This is a genomic window from Streptomyces sp. NRRL WC-3605, assembly GCF_001509795.1.
In the GTDB taxonomy this organism is placed as follows: domain Bacteria; phylum Actinomycetota; class Actinomycetes; order Streptomycetales; family Streptomycetaceae; genus Streptomyces; species Streptomyces viridochromogenes.
This window is the reverse complement of record NZ_LLZN01000079.1, coordinates 1-19,627: the sequence shown is the minus strand read 5'-3', so window position 1 is coordinate 19,627 and position 19,627 is coordinate 1. Positions and strand designations below refer to the sequence as shown.

Here is a 19,627-nt window from a genome sequence, read left to right as displayed (position 1 = left end):
CGCGGTCCGCCCACGTGCGCATCAGGTCGCGGTAGATGGGCGGGTCCGGCTGCTGCGGCGGCGCCGGCGGCTGAAGCGTTCCTGCGGGACGCGGCACGAAGACGCGTCGCTGGGGCCCGGTCGCGGAGTAGGTGGGGGGCATACCCGGGCAACGCGGAGGCCGCCGGACAAGTCACCGCTGTCGTGAATCGGGCGTGAGTTCGCGGACGCACCCGCGCGGCGCACGGGCCGTTTTGGATCAACGTGCTTGCCCGGTGCGGTGGTTGAGGGTTCCGGGCGCGCAACTCCCGCACCACGGCGGGCAGTACGGTGCGTGGTGCGGGAATCGAAGAGGACCGGACGCGGCCCGGCGCTCAGGCGGCGTGGCGCCGCATGACGGGCACCCGCATGGGCCGCGAGCCAGGGCCGCCGACGTGCGAGAAGGGCTGGGTCCGCCAGTCGAGCCCCTGGGGGAGCGTCAACAGCAGGGCGGTGTCCTGCTCCTGGGGCTCCGCCGACTCGTCCGCGGAGCGGGCCTCGGAGGCGAGGCGGCCGGTCCCCGCGCACACGGTGAGACCGAACGGGTTCCACGGCGAGGCGCACAGCGCGTGCTCCGGCAGGACCTCCTCGTCCGCCAGCAGTGCGATGGGCTGCGCGCAGTCCGGGCAGATCACCCGGTACATCTCGAAGGTGTCGTACGCGTCGAGTTCGTCGTCCTCCAGGGCGTCGGGTTCGACACCCTCCGGAGCGGGCTCGACGACAAGCTGCCTGCGCTTGGGCGCGGTACGACCGGGACGCTTAAGACTCTGCATGGGATTCTCCCCCTCGGGCTGGGCCGTGAAGGCGCTGCGGCCTCGACCACAGCAAGCACTTCCCTCCGGGTCACGGCGTTAATCACGGCGACATCACGGAGCCTGTTCGACGCCTGTGGCCTTCGTCACATGCCGCCCGCAGGTGCCCACGACGGCCGGTTTGTCCCCCGCCGACCCGAGGGAACCCCGCGCCGACATCACGAACCGGCCATGACCTGGGCTGCCGAGGTATCCGAGGAGATCACGATCCCTGTAGGTTCATGCCATGGAGGAGCTGGACCGACAGATCGTGCAGCTGCTCGTCAAGGACGGGCGGATGAGCTACACCGACCTGGGCAAGGCCACCGGCCTGTCCACGTCGGCCGTGCACCAGCGGGTGCGCCGCCTGGAGCAGCGCGGCGTCATCCGCGGCTATGCCGCGGTCGTGGATCCGGAGGCCGTGGGACTGCCCATGACCGCCTTCATCTCGGTGAAACCCTTCGACCCCAGCGCCCCCGACGACATCGCGGACCGGCTCGCGGGCGTGCCCGAGATCGAGGCCTGCCACAGCGTGGCGGGCGACGAGAACTACATCCTCAAGGTCCGGGTGGCCACCCCGCACGAGCTGGAGGAGCTGCTCGCCCGGCTGCGGTCGCTGGCGGGCGTTTCGACCCGTACGACCGTGGTGCTGTCCACGCCGTACGAGGCACGGCCGCCGAGGGTCTGACCGACGCCGTACGAGGCGCGGTCGCCGAGGATCTGACCGACGTCTGGGCGACCCCGGTCCGAGGACGGCCGGGCGAAGCGCGAGACTGTTCCCATGAGTGAGTCCACCGCCCAGCCGCAGACCGTCCTCCTCCGCCGGGGGGAGGTCCACAGCCCCGCCGACCCCTTCGCCACCGCGATGGTCGTGGAGCGCGGCCAGATCGCCTGGGTCGGTTCCGAGGGGGCCGCCGACGCCTTCGCGGACGGCGTGGACGAGGTCGTCGACCTGGACGGCGCGCTGGTCACCCCCGCGTTCACCGACGCGCACGTGCACACCACCGCGACCGGCCTCGCGCTGACCGGGCTCGACCTGTCCGGCGCCCCCTCCCTGGAGGCCGCCCTCGCCCTGGTGCGGGACTTCGCCGCCGCCCGCCCGGGCGACCGCGTCCTGCTCGGGCACGGCTGGGACGCCGCCCGCTGGCCCGGCGGCCGCCCCCCGACGCGCGCGGAGCTCGACGCGGCCACCGGCGGCCGCCCCCTGTACCTCTCCCGCATCGACGTCCACTCGGCCGTCGTCACGACCGCCCTGCTCGAGATGACGCCGGGCGCCTCCGGCGCACCCGACGCCCCGCTGGTCGCCGACGCCCACCACGCCGTCCGCGCGACCGCGCTGGCCGCCCTGACCGACGCCCAGCGCACCGAGGCCCAGCGCGCCGCCCTCGCGCACGCCGCGTCCCTCGGCATCGGCACCGTCCACGAGTGCGGTGGGCCCGACATCTCCTCCGAGGACGACTTCACCGGCCTGCTCCGGCTCGCCGCTCAGGAGCCGGGCCCCCGCGTCGTGGGCTACTGGGCCGAACAGGACGTCGACAAGGCCCGTGAGCTCGGCGCCGCCGGCGCGGCCGGCGACCTGTTCGCCGACGGCGCCCTCGGCTCCCACACCGCCTGCCTGCACGAGCCCTACCGCGACGCCGGGCACACCGGCACCGCCTACCTGGACGCGGCCGCCGTCGCCGCCCATGTGGTCGCCTGCACCGAGGCGGGCCTCCAGGCGGGCTTCCACGCGATCGGGGACGCCGCCGTGACCGCCGTGGTCGACGGGATCCGCGCGGCCGCCGACAAGGTCGGCCTCGCCCGTGTCCGTGCCGCCCGCCACCGGATCGAGCACGCCGAGATGCTCACCCCCGAGACCGTCGCCGCCTTCGCGGAGCTGGGCCTGACCGCCTCCGTGCAGCCGGTGTTCGACGCCCTGTGGGGCGGCGAGGACGGCATGTACGCCCAGCGCCTGGGCGCCGAACGCGCCCGTACCCTCAACCCGTTCGCGGCCCTCCTGCGGGCCGGCGTGCCGCTCGCGTTCGGCTCGGACAGCCCGGTCACGCCCCTGGACCCCTGGGGCACGGTCCGCGCCGCCGCCTTCCACCGCACGCCGGAGCACCGGGTGTCGGTGCGCGCCGCGTTCACCGCGCACACGCGGGGCGGCTGGCGCGCCGTCGGCCGCGACGACGCGGGCATCCTGGTGCCGGGCGCGCCCGCGGACTACGCGGTGTGGCGCGCCGGTGCCCTGTTCGTCCAGGCGCCGGACGACCGGGTCGCGCGCTGGTCGACCGACCCGCGCTCCGGCACGCCCGGCCTTCCCGACCTCTCCCCGGGCCGTGACCTGCCCGTCTGTCTGCGCACGGTGATCGGCGGACGCACGGTCTTCGTACGGCCGGGCGAGTGATCTACCGGGGTGGCGCGTGCGGGCCGGGCCCGCGCCGGTGCGTCGTACGACCTGGGAATCCTCGGCGCTGACCTGGGACGCTTCCGAGAAGCCGCAGGTCGCACCACTGTTGACAGCCGGAGGTCCGGGGCCGGTAGGTTCGGCGGCGTCCACCACCGGACGCCCGAGCAGACCACCGGGGAACTTCCGGGAAACGGTCGCAACGCCGCTGGGTCAGGGACGGTGTGCCGCACCGGCGCACCGCCACTGGGAGCCAGGCTCAGCGCCGGCGCGGCGACGACGGATCGTTCCGGCCTGCCGGGGAGGTGTGACCCGGGTGGGGCCCGGGCGCTCAGTAGACAACGGCTTCAGGTCGACCCGCAGCCGGCGGGTCCCAGGTCGGCCCGAAGGGCGCCGGGCCCCCATCCGCAGACGGCCGCGCACCGCCGTCCTGCGCGCGAAGGCCCCACGCGCGGACATCCCACGGCGCCGTACGCCCGTGCTGTCACGTCGGCGCAGGCCGCGCCCACTATGGTGGTCCTCTGCGTACGGACATGAAGGGGCAGCAGTGAACGACGGCGACGGGACCCTCGCGGCACAGGACCGGGGGAGACAGTTCGGGCCGCTCGGCACGGCATTGGTGATCATCCCGACCTACAACGAGGCGGAGAACATCAAGAGCATCGTCGGCCGGGTCCGCGAAGCGGTCCCCGACGCGCACGTGCTCGTGGCCGACGACAACAGCCCCGACGGCACGGGCAAGCTGGCGGACGAGCTGGCCGCCCAGGACGATCATGTCCAGGTCCTGCACCGCAAGGGCAAGGAGGGCCTCGGCGCGGCCTATCTCGCGGGCTTCCGCTGGGGCCTGGAGCACGGCTACGGCGTGCTGATCGAGATGGACGCCGACGGCTCCCACCAGCCCGAGGAGCTTCCGCGCCTGCTGACCGCGCTCAAGGGGGCCGATCTGGTCCTCGGTTCGCGCTGGGTACCGGGCGGCCGGGTGGTGAACTGGCCCAAGTCCCGCGAGTTCATCTCGCGCGGCGGCAGCCTCTACTCCCGTCTCGCCCTGGACCTGCCCCTGCGGGACATCACCGGCGGCTACCGCGCCTTCCGCCGCGAGACGCTGGAAGGGCTCGGTCTCGACGACGTCGCGTCCCAGGGCTACTGCTTCCAGGTCGACCTGGCCCGCCGTGCCGTCAAGGCCGGCTACCACGTCGTCGAGGTCCCGATCACCTTCGTGGAGCGCGAACTCGGCGACTCCAAGATGAGCCGCGACATCCTGGTCGAGGCGCTGTGGCGGGTCACGACCTGGGGTGCGCGGGAGCGGGCGGGCAAGCTCCTGAACCGGGGGAAGCAGCCGGCGCCCAAGGGGCGGCGGCCGTAGGCACGGGCCGCCCGGTCCGCCCTCTTATACCGCTCTGAACCGGGCCCAGGCACACTGGACGCATGACGACTGGCGCACCGCCCCCCACCGCACCCGCCCGGCCCCGGCGCTCCCGTCTGCGCGGATTCCTGCCGCTGGGCATCGCGGCGTGGCTGGTGCTGGAGATCTGGCTGCTCACGGTGGTCGCCGGCGAGGCCGGCGGGCTCACGGTCTTCCTGCTGCTGGTCGCCGGGCTGGTGCTCGGCTCCGTGGTCGTGAAGCGGGCGGGCCGGCGCGCCTTCCAGGCACTCAACGAGGCGCTGCAGCGCGGCGGCACCCCGGAGCGTGGCGGTGGCAACGGGCTGATGATGCTGGGCGGCCTGCTGATCATGCTGCCGGGTCTGATTTCCGACGCGCTCGGGCTGCTCCTGCTCATCCCGCCGGTGCAGAAGGTGGTGGGCCGCTTCGCGGAGCGGACCTTCGACCGCAAGCTGCGTGAGGCGGGGGCCGGGTCCTTCGGCGACGCCTTCCAGCAGGCGCGCATCCACCGCCCCGACGGCAAGGTCGTCCAGGGCGAGGTCATCCGCGAGCGGCCCGGGGACGAGCCCGAGGAGCCCCGCCCGCCGCTGACCCGCTAGCGCCGACTGCCGGGGCGACGCGACTGCCAGGGCAACGCACAAAACCGCAGGTGCCGAAGGGCACCTGCGGTGTATGTGCGCTCGTAGCCGGGTCCGCTATGCGGACTTGCGGCTGTCCCGGGGATGAACGGCGATGTTCATCGCCCCTGAACGGAGAACGGCGAGACGCTCCTCGAGGACCTCTTCGAGTTCCTCGCGGGTACGCCGCTCCATCAACATGTCCCAATGCGTACGCGCGGGCTTGGCCTTCTTCTCTTCAGGGCCGTCGCCGTCGACGAGGAGTGCCTGGGCTCCGCAGACCTTGCACTCCCACTCCGGCGGAATCTCCGCCTCGACCGAGAAGGGCATCTCGAACCGGTGCCCCTTCTCGCATGCGTACTCCACGGCCTGGCGCGGGGCCAGGTCGATGCCGCGGTCCGTCTCGTAGCTGGTCACCACGAGGCGCGTGCCGCGAAGAGCTCGCTCACTCATGAATCGTGCCTCCCGGGCTTGTCGCCCACAGGACAGGTGTCGCTGTCGTCGTCATCCGGTCAACGTCCGGTCGGCGGTAAAGATTCCCGTTCCGAGCAGGTTCCGGGTCATGCGTCGCCGTCGTAGCCGCAGCCTTGCTGACCAATGTCGTACCCACCGGCGCCCGGTTTGTCACATCTGTGAGGAGATGTGACCCAGCGTTTCGGCATCTTTGACGCGCAGTAACGGTACGCCTGGTAGGCCAAACGCGTACACTACCGCCCTTTCACTCCGAACGCTAAATCGTGGACGGGACGCGGTTGCCCGCGTCGCTGATCGCCCGCCGTACGGGTACCCGCGCGAGCAGGATGAATCCGATCACGAAGAAGGCCACCAGCGAGATGATCGCGTCCCGGTAGCTCCCGGTCAGCTGGTAGGTCAGGCCGAACAGCAGCGGGCCGAGCCAGCTCATGCCCCGGTCGCTCATCTCGTACGCCGAGAAGTACTCGGCCTCCTTGCCTGGCGGCACCAGATGGGAGAACAGGGACCGCGACAGCGCCTGGCTGCCTCCCAGGACCAGGCCGATCCCGGCCGCCAGCACGAAGAACCACACCGGGGCCCCGGCCGGCAGGAAGTACCCGGCGGCCAGGGTGACCGTCCAGGCGACCAGCGATCCGAGGATCGTCCGCTTCGCGCCGTAGATCCGTGCCAGGCGTCCCATGGTCAGCGCGCCGGCGACCGCGAGGACCTGCACCAGCAGCACCGCCCCGATCAGGGTGGACTGGCTCAGCCCGAGCTCCTTGGAGCCGTAGACCGACGCCTGGGTGATCACCGTCTGGATGCCGTCGTTGTAGACCAGATAGGCCAGCAGGAAGGCGAGCGTCAACGGGTGCCGGCGCATGTCGCGCAGGGTCGCGGCGAGCTGCCGGAAGCCCGAGGCGGTGCCGTGCCCGGCGGCCCGTTCGGCGGCCTGCCCCCGGTCGCGCAGCCGCAGCAGCGGGACCAGCGCGAACCCGCCCCACCACAGGCCGGCCGAGGCGAGGCAGATGCGAACCGCCATGCCCTCGGTGACCCCGAACGCGTCGTGCCCCAGATACAGGGCGAGGTTCACGACGAGCATCAGCGAACCCGCCGCGTAGCCGAACGCCCAGCCCCGGGAGGAGACCGCGTCCCGTTCCTCGGGGGCGGCGATCTGCGGCAGGTAGGAGTTGTAGAGCATCATCGCGACGGACTGGGCGGCGTTCGCCACCACGAGCAGCAGGCCGCCGAGCAGATAGCGGTCCCCGTCCAGCAGGAACATCGCCGTGGTCGCCGCCGCGCCCGTGTAGGCGGCGGCCGCCAGGAGCGGCTTCTTGCGCCCCGTACGGTCGGCGGCCGCCCCGACCAGCGGCATCACCAGCACGGCCACGACGACCGACAGGGACACCGAGTACGCGAAGAACGACCCCGCGCGCACGGGGATGCCCAGCGGATGGACGAAGCCGTCCGCGTCCGCCGCCGCCTCGGCGACGGACGTCAGGTACGGGCCGAGGAACACGGTGAGCACGCTCGTCGAGTAGACGGAGCACGCCCAGTCGTAGAAGTACCAGCCGCGCTGTTCGCGGCGCCGTCCGGCGGCCTCGTCGGCCACCCCCGTGCGCACGGTCTCGATGCCCACCCCGTGCCCTCGCTTCCCCGTGGAGATCCGCGCGAGGGCGGAGCCAGGACGGGGGTCAGACCCAGACGCCCCGGTCCTCCATGACCTTGCGCAACGTGTCGATGTGATCGGTCATGATGCCATCCACTCCCAGATCCAGGAGCCGGTGCATCCCCTCCGGATCGTTGATCGTCCACACATGCACCTGCAGCCCGCGCGCGTGGGCCGTCCGTACGAAGCGGTGGTCGACCACCTGGATGCCGGACTGGGCCTCGGGAACCTGGGCCGCCACCGCCGAGCGGCGCAGCGCCGCGGGCACGCCCCAGGAGCGCAGCCGCAGATTGAGCACTCCCCGGGTCCCGTACGACGTCGCGAGGCGCGGGCCCGCCAGACGCTGGGCGCGGACCACGCGCGCCTCGGAGAAGGAACCGACGCAGACGCGGTCCCAGGCGTTCGCGCGCTCCACCAGCTCAAGGAAGGGGTGGAGCGCGGGCTCCGCCTTGAGGTCGACGTTCCAGCGCACCTCGGGGAACGTCTCCAGCAGCTCCTCGAACAGCGGCACCGGCTCCAGGCCCGCCACGCGGGCCTGCCGCACCTCCGCCCACGGCAGGTCCGCGATCCGGCCCGCGCCGTCCGTCACCCGGTCCAGCGTGGCGTCGTGGAAGGCGACGAGCCGGCCGTCGCGCGTGGTGTGGACGTCGGTCTCGATGTACCGGTAGCCCTGTTCCACGGCCCGCCGGAACTGCAGCGCCGTGTTCTCCAGGCCGTCCGCCGTGCCGCCCCGGTGGGCGAAGGGGATCGGGCCGGGGTGGTCGAGGTAGGGGTGGCGTATCCGCGTGGTGCTCACGGACGCAGTATCGCCCCTTCGGGTCGCCCGGCGGCAACGACCGTGCTTCCGCCGGACGGCGCCGGGACGGCGAACACCCGCAGGAAGAACTGGGCCAGCGGACCGATGGACAGCGCGTACAGGATCGTGCCGACGCCGACGGTCCCGCCCAGCGCGAAGCCCGACGCCACGACCGCGACCTCGACGGCCGTGCGCATCAGCCGGATGGAGCGCCCGGTCCGCCGGTGCAGGCCGGTCATCAGGCCGTCGCGCGGGCCCGGACCGAACCGGGCGGCGATGTAGAGGCCGGTGGCCACGCCGTTCAGGACGATGCCGGCCACCAGGAGCGGGATCCGCGCGGCGAGGCTGTGCGTCTCGGGCAGCAGGGCGAGGGTCCCGTCCATCGCCAGGCCGACCGCGAACACGTTGGAGACGGTGCCGAGGCCGGGGCGCTGGCGCAGGGGGATCCACAGCAGCAGCACGATCGCGCCGACGATGATCGAGACCACCCCGATGGTCAGTCCGGTGCGCTCGGAGAGACCCTGGTGGAGTACGCCCCAGGGCTCCAGGCCGAGACCCGCGCCGACCAGCAGCGCCGAGCTCACCCCGTACAGGGCGAGCCCGGCGTACAGCTGCGAAAGCCGTCGTGCGAGATGCCGCTGCCTGGACAATGTCGCCCCCTGGTGGTGGTAGTGGCCTGCCACATGACACCCTGTGGCTTGGGATGCAACGCCATCCATGGCCAATTCGAAGTAGGTGGACTGGAAATCATGGCGCAGTGGACTTCAGCGGTGGGTGCCGCGCAGCTCGCCCGACTCCTCACCTCGCAGCAGGACCGCCCCGCGGGACCCGGTACCCGGCGTCCGCCCGCCTACCGGGCGCTGGCCGACGGCATCCGGCTGCTCGTCCTCGAAGGCCGCGTCCCCGTCGCCGCCCGGCTGCCCGCCGAACGCGAACTCGCCCTCGCGCTGTCCGTGAGCCGTACGACCGTGGCCGCCGCCTACGAGGCGCTGCGCGGCGAGGGCTTCCTTGAGTCGCGGCGCGGGGCCGGCAGCTGGACGGCCGTGCCGGCCGGCAACCCGCTGCCCGCGCGCGGGCTGGAGCCGCTGCCGCCCGAGGCGCTCGGCTCCATCATCGACCTGGGCTGCGCGGCGCTTCCCGCCCCCGAGCCCTGGCTGACCCGTGCCGTCCAGGGCGCCCTGGAGGAACTGCCGCCGTACGCCCACACCCACGGCGACTATCCCGCCGGGCTGCCCGCGATGCGGGCGATGATCGCCGACCGGTACACCGCGCGCGGCATCCCGACCATGCCCGAGCAGATCATGGTGACGACCGGGGCCATGGGCGCGATCGACGCGATCTGCCAGATGTTCGGCGGGCGCGGCGAGCGGATCGCGGTGGAGTCGCCGTCGTACGCCAACATCCTCCAGCTGATGAGGGAGGCCGGCGCCCGGCTCGTGCCCGTCGCCATGGCGGAGGGGCTGGCCGGCTGGGACATGGACCGCTGGCGGCAGGTCCTGCGGGACGCGGCGCCGCGGCTCGCCTACGTCGTCGCCGACTTCCACAACCCGACCGGCGCCCTCGCCGACGAGGACCAGCGCCGCCGGCTGGTGGACACCGCCCGGTCCGCGGGGACCGTCCTGGTCGCCGACGAGACCATGAGCGAGCTGTGGCTCGACCCGGAGCTGGAGATGCCCCGGCCCGTGTGCGCGTTCGATCCCGCCGGATCGACCGTCATCACCGTCGGCTCGGCCAGCAAGGCCTTCTGGGCCGGCATGCGGATCGGCTGGGTGCGGGCCGCCCCGGACGTCATCCGCAGCCTCGTGGCCGCCCGGGCCTACGCCGACCTGGGCACGCCCGTGCTGGAACAGCTCGCCGTGAACTGGCTGTTCGGCACCGGCGGCTGGGAGCAGGCCGTGGCGGCGCGGCGCGGGCAGGCCCGGGAGAACCGGGACGCGCTCGTGGCCGCCGTCCGCCGCGAACTGCCCGGCTGGGAGTTCGAGGTGCCGCGCGGCGGCCTCACCCTGTGGGTCCGCACGGGCGGCCTGTCGGGGTCGCGGCTCGCGGAGGCGGGGGAGCGCGTCGGCGTCAGGGTGCCGTCCGGGCCCCGCTTCGGGGTGGACGGCGCCTTCGAGGGCTATGTCCGGCTGCCGTTCACCGTGGGCGGCGCGGTCGCCGAGGAGGCCGCGACCCGGCTGGCCGCGGCGGCCCGGCTGGTGGAGAGCGGGGGCACCGGCGGGGGCGAGTCGGTGCGGCCGTTCGTGGCCTGACCCTGGCCCTGCCCGGGCCGGCGCCCGTTCGTGGCGGAGTCGGGGTCAGGACGTCTCGGCCACCACGGCCTCGACCGGGACCGGCTCCGGCTCGGCCTCCGGCTCGGTCTTCGTCAGCCGGGGCGACGGCTCGGCCTCCATCGGGGTGGTGCGCTCCGGCAGCAGGTCCAGCACGGCCTGCCGGTGCGCCTCGCTCGTCGCGTCGTCGTACGGGTCCGGAGTGGCCGGCACCTGGAGTCGGTGGACCTGGCCGGTGCCCAGGCGGGCGTAGCCGCGGCCGGGCGGGGTCTCGGAGACCGGCGTGGTGTGCGGGGGAGCGCCGAGGACGGACTCGAGCTGCTCCGCCGTCGCCGCGCCGAGCACGACACGCGCGCGCGTGTGCTGGCGTACGGCGTCGCCGAGGGCGTCCAGTGCGTCCCACTGCTCGGCCACGACCACCGTGATCCCGGCGGCGCGGCCGTGCCGCAGGGGCACCTGGAGCAGGGACTGGGGGTCCTTGCGGCCGTCGGCGGCGGCCAGGTGCGTGAAGACGGTCGGGCGGTCGAGGAGGACCCACAGCGGGCGCTTGGTGTCCTCGGGCGGCGGGTTGCCGGCCTGCCGGGCCCGGTTGACGGCGATCAGGCGCCGTTCCGTCTCGGTCGCCACCCATTCGATGCTGGCCACCGCCCCGGCCAGCCCGCACTCGACGGCGAGGACGCCGTCCCGGCCGGTCAGGCAGGCGTACTCGCCGGTGCCGCCGCCCTCCACGATGACCACGTCACCGTGCTGGAGGGCCTGGAGCGCGATCGAGCGCAGCAGGGTGGACGTGCCGCTGCCGGGCTGGCCGACGGCGAGCAGATGCGGCTCGGTGGACCGCAGACCGGTGCGCCACACCACCGGCGGGACGTCGCGCTGCTGCGCGCCGTGGGTGAGCGGCAGCGTGCGGCGGACCAGGGTGGCGTCGGTGAAGCCCAGCACGGTCTCGCCCGGCGCCGTGACGAAGCGCTGGGCGGCGATGTCCGTGGGCAGCGGGGCGAGCGCCGAGACCGTCAGCTCGTTGCCCTGCTCGTCCCAGTCGAAATGGTACTCGCGGCCACGGCCCGCCTTGGAGGTCAGCAGGTGCTCGATGCGGAGACGGGCCTGCGCCTCCCCGTCGGTGAAGTAGGCCGGATAGCGGACCAGCAGCCGGGCCACCCGGCCGGTGCCGTCGAACTCGTGCTCGGGCAGGGCCTTCTCCCAGTCGCCGCCGCGGGAGTACAGCGGCTCGGGGTCGTCGGGAGCGGAGAAGTACGGGACGAGCGCCTCGTACAGCGTCTTCAGCCGCTCCGTCCGGGACGCGTCCGGCCCCTCGGGAGCCGCCGGTTCGCGGTCCCTGCCCTGCCAGGCTGCCGCCGCCATCACAGTGATGACGGCGAGCAGCGGCCCGTACGGAACCAGCGCGACGACCAGGATCACCGAGGCCACCAGGAAGAGCAGCGGACCGCGTCTGTCCTTGGGGGTCTCGGCCCACCTGCGCCGTCCGGCGGCAGCCAGCCGGCGCAGTCCGCGGGTGATCGTGATCAGCGGGTGGAGGACGTCGGAGGCGCTGTCGCCCGCCGTCCGGGCCAGCTCCCGGCTTCGGGCGAACTGCGTCCGGGCCAGCTCTCGGCTCCGGGCGAACTGTGCGCTGCCGGTGCTCAGGATGCGGGGGAGGGGGCGGCGGGCCACTGCTGTCTCCTACGAGTGCGTACGGGCGGGAGGGGGCGGCGTCAGAATTGGATGCCGCCCAGAAGGCTCGCCAGGCTCTCGCCGCCTGCCTTGATGCTCGGGGCGATGGCCGTGCTTGCCAGGTAGAAGCCGAACAGGGCCGAGATCAGGGCGTGCGACGCCTTCAGTCCGTCCTTGCGGAAGAAGATGAAGACGACGATGCCGAGCAGTACGACGCCTGAGATGGAGAGGATCATCTGAGTGCTCCTGGTTTGTGGGGACAGTCACCATGAGTACTTCCAGGCTCACAGGATGTATCCATACGATAAAAGGTGCAACTGGGTGAAATTCGGCGGATTTCCCCCGGTCGGCGGAGTGTCCTTGGCTCGATGAGCTGGGCTCCCGCGCCCCACTGTGTCTGCGATGATCTTTGCCGCGGACGCATCGGGTCATGTGCCGCGCGAGCCAGTACGCTGGCGAATCACCCGTACGGCCGCGCTCCGCTCGCCGGCCGTACCCTGCTCCCCGCAGAACCCAGTCCCCGTGCACGCAGGAAGGCGGTCCGGTCATGAGCGAAGCCCCCGACCCCGAGGTCGTGGAGCTGGCGACCAAGATCTTCGATCTGGCCCGGCAGGGGGAGACCGAGCAGCTCGTGGCGTACGTCGACGCGGGCGTTCCGGCCAACCTCACCAACGACCGCGGCGACTCCCTCGTGATGCTCGCCGCCTACCACGGGCACGCCGACGCCGTACGCGCCCTCCTCGCGCGCGGGGCCGAGGCCGACCGCGTCAACGACCGAGGCCAGACACCACTCGCCGGAGCGGTCTTCAAGGGCGAGACCGAGGTGATCAAGGTCCTCGTCGAGGCGGGCGCCGATCCGGCCGCGGGCACGCCGTCCGCCGCCGACACCGCCCGGATGTTCGGCAGGGCCGAACTGCTCGAGCTGTTCGGCGCACACTGATCCGAGGGCTCTGACCAGCGCAGACACGGAAAACGGGGGAGGCGGTACAGGGCCGCCGTAATTTCGGTCGCGGCAGACGGAAGTGCCGAGTCATCATGACGTCGTGATTCACGGACGCGAGGGCTGGGCAGGTGTTGCCGCACCGCGCGGGCCGTGATCGGTCCGCATGGGCCACCGACGAGAGGCAGAGGAAGATGGTCTACAGCAAGCAGGAAACGGCGGGCGCCCCGACGTGTTGTCACGCGGCCAGGTGAAGCAAGATCCCCGGTTGCGTCGACGCTTGATGTGAGGCTGTTTCCCATGTTCGAACCGGTCATAGCGCCCAGCGGTACGCTGCTCGGCCTGCTCCAGCGGGGCCGCGGCGACGGAACGCTGCACGCGCTCACCGCACCGCGCTCCGAGGCGCTCGCGGCCCTCGACCAGTGCGTGCTGCACGACCCCCGGCACGACTGGCAGGTGGAGAACCGCTCCCTCTACTACGCCCGGCTCTACCTCGACCTGAACGGCGAGCTCGACACGATCGAGGCCCACCTCTTCGACGTCGAGGACACCCTCGACACCGAGGAGTCACGCACCGGGCTCGCCCTCGCCGTCCTGGGCCATCTCGCGTCCTACGGCCGCAGGGACGCCCTCGAACTGCTCCGCAGGTACGCCGCCTCGGGCGCGAACTGGGCGTGGGCCCTGGACGAACTGGCGCTCAGGGACGACGACGCCGGCCTGCGCGCCCTCGCAGCCCCCGTCCTGGCGCGCTTCCCGGCCGATCCGGAGGGCGACGCCGAGCTGGCCGTCGCCGTCCGCGACGCCTTCGAGCCCCGGCCCTGGCGGCTGTGGGCCGACGATCCCCGCCCGTCGATCGCCACGCGCGTGCGTGCCGCGCACGAGACGGGCTCCTTCGACCGCTGGCAGCGCCAGATGAGCCCCACCGGGCCACGCCCGGGATGGAGCGTGCAGGCGGTCTTCGACTGGGCCCAGCAGGGCCTCGAACGCGGCGCCGCGCTGCACGTGCCCGCCGCCCGGTGCCTGTCGGCCGTCGCCGGGCCCGAGGACCGGCCGCAGATCCTCGCGGCGGCCCGGGACGGCGGCGACGGAGCCCGCTGCACCGCCTTGCGCTACCTCGCCGACACCGGCGACCCCGACGTGCTCGACCTCGTCGAGGCCGCCGTCGTCACCGGCCCACCGGTCGTCGTCGAGGCCGCCCTCGACGCATTCGAACGCATGCGCGGCGTGGTCGCCGTCGACCGCGCGCGCGGCTGGGCCCGGCGGCCCGACGCGCTGGGCGCCGCGGCCGGCCGCGTGCTCGCCTGCCGGGGCGGCGCCCAGGACAAGGACCTCGTCCTCGCGGCCCTGCGGGAGGCCGTCCGGGGGGAGGGCCCCGACGCCCCCACGCTGTGGACCCTCGTGGACGGCGCCGGACGACTCGGCATCGCCTGCGCCGCCCCCGTCCTGCGCCACATCTACCGGGAGACCGCCTCCTCCCATCTGCGCGGCCGCACCGCCCGCGCCCTCGCCGCCACCGACCCCTCCTTCGCGGCCGGCTTCGCCGTCGAATGCCTCTGGGACTGCGAGGAGAACACCCGCGAGATCGCCGCCCGGCACGCCGAGACCGGCGACACCCGGGTCGTGGAGCGCCTGCGCCGCCTGGCCGCCGATCCGGCGGAGGAGGACGAGGTGCAGACGGCCGTACGCAGCCGGATCGGGCCGGACACGGCCCTGGGCTGACGCCCCGGGGGCGGTGCCGTCCTGGCATGGGCGGACCTGCGTCGCCGCACCTCGGGCCGGTCCCCGGCTGCCCGATCCGGGGTGCTCCCGGGACGTGGTCGGCACGCGGCGCGAGTGCCCGCGCTCGCCGCCGGACCGGTCGGAGGCCCCCCGCTTCGCCGCCGGGCGTCCGGCGCGCCCGGGTTGCGCCCGCTGGCCGGGACCGCCTTGAGACGCGGCTCCTGCCCGGTCCGGCGCGCCGACGGCTGCTCCGGGACGCCAGGTACGAACCTGGGCGGCGGACGGCGCATCCGTCGGTTGGTGTCCGGAGCAGTGCGGTCCGCCGGGGCATCGCCGCCGGTCGGGGCCCGCAGGCCGTGCCGGGCGCCGAGCGGGCGCAGCGCCGCTGGGCTCCTCCGGCACGCGGGGTGCCACCCCTCGGCGGCCCAGCCCCCGGCAGGGCTCAGCGGCGGACCGCGAGAAAGCGGATCGGGGTGCCCGGGCGGGCCTGGGCGGCGGCTGGGAGGTCGGGGGTGCGGACCACCGCGATCACCGGGTAGCCGCCCGTGGTCGGGTGGTCGGCGAGGAAGACGAGGGGACGGCCGTCGGGCGGCACCTGGACCGCGCCCAGGACCATGCCCTCGCTGGGCAGTTCACGCGTGATCGCCCGGTCGAGGGCCGGTCCCTCGGTGCGCAGCCCGATGCGGTTGCTCGCGGGGGAGACCCGGTAGACGCGGGATGTGAGGACCCGTACCGCCTCCGGGGAGAACCAGTCCGCGCGCGGGCCGAGCGTGACGCGCAGGACCAGTTCCGTGGGGGGCGCCGGCTGGGGGGCGACGTCCACACGCGCGTGCGGCCCCGCCGGGCGGCCCAGGGGCAGCACCGCGCCGTCCGTGAGGGGCGACGGACCCAGGCCCGACAGCAGGTCCGTCGAGCGGCTGCCCAGCACCGGCTCGACGGCGACGCCCCCGGAGACGGCCACATAGGTGCGAACGCCCGCCGTGGCGGGCCCGACGTCCAGCAGGGCACCCGCCGGCACCCGCACCGGAGCGCCCCAGGCGACCGGACGGCCGTCCACCGTGACCCGGCAGGGCGCGCCCGTGGCCGCGACGGCGACCGTGGAACGGGGCCGCACCGTACAGCCGTCGAGGGTCGTCTCCAGGACGGCGGCGTCGACGGGGTTGCCGACCAGTCGGTTCGCGAGCCCCGCCGCGGGCGGGTCCAGGGCACCCGAGCGCGGCACGCCGAGGTGCGCGTGACCGGGACGGCCGAGATCCTGCACGGTGGTCAGGGCACCGGCGCGGACGACGGAGAGCGCGTGATCGGTCATGAGTAGTCCACCGGGACGAACCGCACCCGCGTCCCCGGCGCCAGCAGCGCCGCCGGCATCCGCGTGTGGTCCCACAGGACCGCGTCCGTGGTGCCGATCAACTGCCAGCCGCCCGGCGAGGAACGCGGGTACACGCCCGTGTACGGGCCCGCCAGGGCCACCGCGCCCGCGGGGACGGCCGTGCGCGGGGTCGCCCGGCGTGGGACGTCGTACCGCCGTGGCAGCCCGGTCAGATAGCCGAAGCCGGGTGCGAACCCGCAGAAGGCGACGCTGAATTCGGTGCCCGCGTGGATACGGGCCACCTCGTCCGGCGGCACCCCCCAATGCGCGGCGACATCGGCCAGGTCGGGTCCGTCGTAGCGCACGGGGAGCTGCACGACGTCACGCGCGTGTGCCGGGGCGGGAGGGACGTCGGACAGGGCGAGTTCGGCGGCGAGGCGGTCGGGGTCGGTCAGGCCGTCGAGCAGGACCGTACGTGCAGCGGGGACGATCTCCCGTACCGCCAGCAAGCCTTCGGCGCGGCGGCGCAGCAGCTCCGCGTGCAGGGCGCGGGCCTCCTCGCCCGAGGACACCTCCACCAGCAGCGCGTCGTCGCCGACGGGGAGCGTCCTCATGCGAAGGCCTCCACCCGGACACCCGACGCCTCCAGCCGCTCCCGCACCCGGCGGGCCAGTTCGACGGCGCCGGGGGTGTCGCCGTGCAGGCACAGCGACCGCGCGCGTACCTCCACCCGCGTCCCCGCGTGGGAGATGACCTCGCCCGCGCGGGCCAGCCCCAGCGAGCGTTCCACGACGGCCTCCGGGTCGGTGACCACGGCACCGTCCCGGCCGCGCGGGACGAGCGTGCCCTGCTCGGTGTACGCCCGGTCCGCGAACGCCTCGGTGACCGTGGGCAGTCCGGCCTTGTCCGCCAGCTCCAGCAGCCGTGAGCCGGGCAGGCCGAGCACGGGCAGGGCGGCGTCGGCGAGGAGCACGCCGTCGACGACCGCGCCCGCCTGCTCCTCGTCGTGCACGACCCGGTTGTAGAGGGCGCCGTGCGGTTTCACGTACGCCACGCGCGCGCCCGCGGCCCGCGCGAAGACCTCCAGCGCCCCGATCTGGTACGCCACTTCGGCCGTCAGCTCGGCGGGCGGCACGTCCATCGCGCGCCGTCCGAACCCCGCGAGGTCCCGGTAGGAGACCTGGGCGCCGATCCGCACCCCGCGCGCGGCCGCCTGCTCGCACACGCGCCGCATGGTGGCCGCGTCCCCGGCGTGGAAGCCGCAGGCCACGTTGGCACTGGTGACGACCGACAAGAGCCGCTCGTCGTCGGTGAGCTGCCAGCGGCCGAAGCCCTCGCCCAGGTCGGCGTTGAGATCGATCGAGGTCATGAGGCGCTCGTTTCTCCGGTCCCGTGGTCAGGCGACGATGCGGTACTGCTCGTCGCGGGCGTCGGTCAGGAACATCTGACCTGGTGCGTGCGTGAGGGCGAACGGCGGGCGCGAGGCCATCACCGCGGCCTGCGGAGTCACCCCGCAGGCCCAGAACATGGGGATGTCGTCGGGCTCCAGGTCCACCGGGTCGCCGAAGTCGGGGCGGCCCAGGTCCGCTATGCCGAGCGCCGACGGGTCGCCGCAGTGGACGGGACCGCCGTGCACCGCGGGGAGCAGTCCCGTCTCCCGCAGCGCGGCCGCCACGTGCCGCGGGGGCACCGGCCGCATCGACACCACCATCGGCCCGCGCAGCCGCCCCGCGGGACGGCACGGGCGACCGGTGACGTACATCGGGACGTTGCGGCCCTGCTCGACATGGCGGATCGGGACGCCCGCGTCACCGAGCGCCGACTCGAACGTGAAGCTGCACCCGATCAGGAACGACACCAGATCGCCGCGCCAGTGGGCGCGTACGTCCGTCGGCTCGTCCACCAGCTCCCCGTCCCGCCAGACCCGGTAGCGCGGCAGGTCGGTGCGCAGATCCGCCCCGTCCGCCAGGACCGTCGTCCAGGAACCGGCGTCCGTGACGTCGAGCACCGGGCAGGGCTTCGGATTGCGCTGGCAGAACAGCAGCATGTCGTAGGCCCAGTCGGCGGGTACGGAGATGAGGTTGGCCTGCGTGTGGCCGGCCACGACCCCCGCGGTGGGGCCCGTCAGCCCGGCCCGGAAGCGGGCGCGGGCCTCCGCGGGGCTCCACGCGTGCGCGTGCGGCTCGCGGAGGGTGACCGGCGAGTCGTCGACGCCGGGCGAGGCGGTGCGGTTCACACCAGCTCCTTCCCGCGCGTCTCCGGCAGTCCGAGCAGGGCCAGCGCCGCGATGCCGTAGCCGATCGCGCCGAACACCAGCGCGCCGCCCACTCCCCAGCTGTCGGCGAGGAAGCCCACCATGGTGGGGAAGACGGCACCCACCGCGCGGCCCGTGTTGTACGTGAAGCCCTGTCCTGTACCGCGCACGGCCGTCGGGTACAGCTCGCTCAGATACGAGCCGAAGCCGCTGAAGATGGCCGACATGCAGAACCCGAGCGGGAAACCGAGCACCAGCAGCGTGGTGTTGGCGCCGGCCGGGATGTTCGCGTACGCCAGGATGCAGACGGCGGACAGGAGCGCGAACAGCCAGATGTTGCGGCGGCGGCCCAGCAGGTCCGTGAGGTAGCCGCCGGTCAGATAGCCGGCGAAGGCACCCGAGATGAGGAAGGTCAGATAGCCGCCGGTGCCGACGACCGACAGTTCCCGCTCGGTCTTCAGGTAGGTCGGCACCCAGGTGGCCAGCGTGTAGTAGCCGCCCTGGACGCCCGTGGAGAGCAGGCCCGCGAAGAGCGTGACCCGCAGCAGTCCCGGCTTGAAGATCGCGGTGAACGAGCCCTTCTGCGCGCTCTGTTCGCGTACGGCGACGGCCTCGGGGGCGTCGTGCACGCGGCGGCGCATCCAGATGACGAGCAGCGCGGGCAGGGCGCCCGTCCAGAACATCACCCGCCAGGCCAGGTCGTCGCCGACGAACGAGAACACCAGGGTGTACGTGACCGCCGCGAGGGCCCAGCCGACGGCCCAGGAGCTCTGGATCGCCCCCAGGGTCCGGCCGCGGTGCCGGGCGCTCGCGTACTCGGCGACCAGGATGGCGCCGACCGCCCACTCGCCGCCGAAGCCGAGACCCTGGAGGGCGCGGAAGACCAGCAGCCACTCGTAGCTGGGGGCGAATCCGCAGGCCACGGTGAACACCGCGTAGGTGACGACGGTGACCATCAGGGCCTTGACCCGGCCGATCCGGTCGGCCAGCACGCCCGCGAGGGCGCCGCCTATCGCGGAGACGACCAGTGTGACGGTGGTGAAGAGACCGGTCTGGCCGCTGTCCAGACCGAAGTACGCGGCGAGCGCCACCATGCTGAGCGGCAGGGTGAAGTAGTCATATGAATCCAGGGCATAGCCGCCGAAAGCGCCCGCGAAGGCGCGGCGCCCGCGCGGTCCCAGAGCGCGCAGCCAGCCGAACGCGCCGTCACCGCCCTCGTGCCCGGCGGTGGCGGCCGGGTGGGGAGCGCCCGGGGAGACGGTCTTCGAGGTCTGCGGTGGAGGGGTAGTGCTCATGGGCACCTCGCAGTGAAGGGAGGGTGGGGACGGGGGTGACGCCGGGCTTAGGGGGGATGGGGGAAGC

The 19,627-nt window shown here is 73.6% G+C and carries 19 protein-coding genes; 7 read left to right on the top strand and 12 right to left on the bottom strand.

The window, feature by feature from the left end; all coding sequences use genetic code 11:
• Positions 1–353: 353 nt before the first annotated feature.
• Positions 354–791 (bottom strand): hypothetical protein, encoded by a 438-nt coding sequence (locus tag ADL34_RS26155; protein ID WP_062674396.1) that lies wholly within the window; start codon positions 789–791, stop codon positions 354–356.
• A 265-nt stretch (positions 792–1,056) separates the two neighbouring features.
• On the opposite strand from ADL34_RS26155, the gene ADL34_RS26150 reads away from it, so the two are divergent.
• The 4 genes from ADL34_RS26150 to fxsA all read left to right on the top strand — a co-directional run bounded on the left by ADL34_RS26150 (position 1,057) and on the right by fxsA (position 5,175).
• Positions 1,057–1,497 carry an Lrp/AsnC family transcriptional regulator gene (locus ADL34_RS26150; RefSeq protein WP_016434164.1) on the top strand — a complete coding sequence of 147 codons (441 nt, stop codon included), beginning with the start codon at positions 1,057–1,059 and terminating at the stop codon, positions 1,495–1,497.
• Positions 1,498–1,590: 93 nt separating this feature from the next.
• Positions 1,591–3,195 carry an amidohydrolase gene (locus ADL34_RS26145; RefSeq protein ID WP_062674401.1) on the top strand — a complete coding sequence of 535 codons (1,605 nt, stop codon included), beginning with the start codon at positions 1,591–1,593 and terminating at the stop codon, positions 3,193–3,195.
• A gap of 547 nt (positions 3,196–3,742) precedes the next feature.
• Positions 3,743–4,558, top strand: a complete 816-nt coding sequence (locus tag ADL34_RS26140; RefSeq protein ID WP_062674403.1) for a polyprenol monophosphomannose synthase — start codon at positions 3,743–3,745, stop codon at positions 4,556–4,558.
• A 62-nt stretch (positions 4,559–4,620) separates the two neighbouring features.
• The gene (fxsA, locus tag ADL34_RS26135; RefSeq protein WP_062674405.1) at positions 4,621–5,175 is read left to right on the top strand and encodes an FxsA family membrane protein; all 555 of its coding nucleotides are present in this window, start codon (positions 4,621–4,623) and stop codon (positions 5,173–5,175) included.
• A gap of 96 nt (positions 5,176–5,271) precedes the next feature.
• Here fxsA and ADL34_RS26130 read toward each other — a convergent pair whose 3' ends face one another.
• From ADL34_RS26130 to ADL34_RS26115, 4 genes are all read right to left on the bottom strand, one after another.
• Positions 5,272–5,646: an RNA polymerase-binding protein RbpA gene (locus tag ADL34_RS26130; RefSeq protein ID WP_003977404.1), complete on the bottom strand. Its 375-nt coding sequence runs from the start codon at positions 5,644–5,646 to the stop codon at positions 5,272–5,274.
• A gap of 277 nt (positions 5,647–5,923) precedes the next feature.
• Entirely contained in the window at positions 5,924–7,282 is a 1,359-nt protein-coding gene (locus ADL34_RS26125) for an MFS transporter (RefSeq protein ID WP_062674407.1), read from the bottom strand.
• 55 nt (positions 7,283–7,337) lie between these two features.
• Positions 7,338–8,108: a glycerophosphodiester phosphodiesterase gene (locus ADL34_RS26120; protein ID WP_062674409.1), complete on the bottom strand. Its 771-nt coding sequence runs from the start codon at positions 8,106–8,108 to the stop codon at positions 7,338–7,340.
• Entirely contained in the window at positions 8,105–8,758 is a 654-nt protein-coding gene (locus ADL34_RS26115) for a YczE/YyaS/YitT family protein (protein WP_062674411.1), read from the bottom strand. Before ADL34_RS26115 ends, ADL34_RS26120 begins: the two co-directional genes overlap by 4 nt.
• Before the next feature lie 99 nt (positions 8,759–8,857).
• Here ADL34_RS26115 and ADL34_RS26110 point away from each other — a divergent pair, with 99 nt between their 5' ends.
• Positions 8,858–10,357, top strand: coding sequence for a PLP-dependent aminotransferase family protein (locus ADL34_RS26110; protein WP_062674413.1), 1,500 nt, complete (start codon positions 8,858–8,860; stop codon positions 10,355–10,357).
• Between the two features lie 45 nt (positions 10,358–10,402).
• Here the strand turns inward: ADL34_RS26110 and ADL34_RS26105 are convergent, their stop codons facing one another.
• Together ADL34_RS26105 and ADL34_RS26100 are read right to left on the bottom strand one after the other, a co-directional pair.
• Positions 10,403–12,043: a hypothetical protein gene (locus ADL34_RS26105; protein WP_062674415.1), complete on the bottom strand. Its 1,641-nt coding sequence runs from the start codon at positions 12,041–12,043 to the stop codon at positions 10,403–10,405.
• A gap of 41 nt (positions 12,044–12,084) precedes the next feature.
• A complete protein-coding gene (locus tag ADL34_RS26100) occupies positions 12,085–12,279 on the bottom strand; it encodes a hypothetical protein (protein ID WP_004002760.1) in 195 nt (64 codons plus the stop codon).
• Between the two features lie 311 nt (positions 12,280–12,590).
• On the opposite strand from ADL34_RS26100, the gene ADL34_RS26095 reads away from it, so the two are divergent.
• Both ADL34_RS26095 and ADL34_RS26090 read left to right on the top strand, forming a co-directional pair.
• The gene (locus ADL34_RS26095) at positions 12,591–12,983 is read left to right on the top strand and encodes an ankyrin repeat domain-containing protein (RefSeq protein WP_062674417.1); all 393 of its coding nucleotides are present in this window, start codon (positions 12,591–12,593) and stop codon (positions 12,981–12,983) included.
• A gap of 300 nt (positions 12,984–13,283) precedes the next feature.
• Positions 13,284–14,702 (top strand): hypothetical protein, encoded by a 1,419-nt coding sequence (locus ADL34_RS26090; protein ID WP_062674419.1) that lies wholly within the window; start codon positions 13,284–13,286, stop codon positions 14,700–14,702.
• 442 nt (positions 14,703–15,144) lie between these two features.
• Here ADL34_RS26090 and ADL34_RS26085 read toward each other — a convergent pair whose 3' ends face one another.
• From ADL34_RS26085 to ADL34_RS26065, 5 genes are read right to left on the bottom strand one after another with little or no spacing between them, the layout of a single operon-like run.
• Positions 15,145–16,011 (bottom strand): biotin-dependent carboxyltransferase family protein, encoded by an 867-nt coding sequence (locus ADL34_RS26085; protein ID WP_062674421.1) that lies wholly within the window; start codon positions 16,009–16,011, stop codon positions 15,145–15,147.
• Positions 16,008–16,625, bottom strand: a complete 618-nt coding sequence (locus ADL34_RS26080; protein WP_062674424.1) for a 5-oxoprolinase subunit B family protein — start codon at positions 16,623–16,625, stop codon at positions 16,008–16,010. The genes ADL34_RS26085 and ADL34_RS26080 overlap by 4 nt, the downstream gene beginning before the upstream one ends.
• The gene (locus tag ADL34_RS26075) at positions 16,622–17,380 is read right to left on the bottom strand and encodes a LamB/YcsF family protein (RefSeq protein ID WP_062674426.1); all 759 of its coding nucleotides are present in this window, start codon (positions 17,378–17,380) and stop codon (positions 16,622–16,624) included. The genes ADL34_RS26080 and ADL34_RS26075 overlap by 4 nt, the downstream gene beginning before the upstream one ends.
• A gap of 27 nt (positions 17,381–17,407) precedes the next feature.
• A complete protein-coding gene (locus ADL34_RS26070; RefSeq protein WP_062674428.1) occupies positions 17,408–18,247 on the bottom strand; it encodes a putative hydro-lyase in 840 nt (279 codons plus the stop codon).
• Positions 18,244–19,560, bottom strand: coding sequence for an MFS transporter (locus ADL34_RS26065; protein ID WP_062674430.1), 1,317 nt, complete (start codon positions 19,558–19,560; stop codon positions 18,244–18,246). Before ADL34_RS26065 ends, ADL34_RS26070 begins: the two co-directional genes overlap by 4 nt.
• Positions 19,561–19,627: the final 67 nt, after the last annotated feature.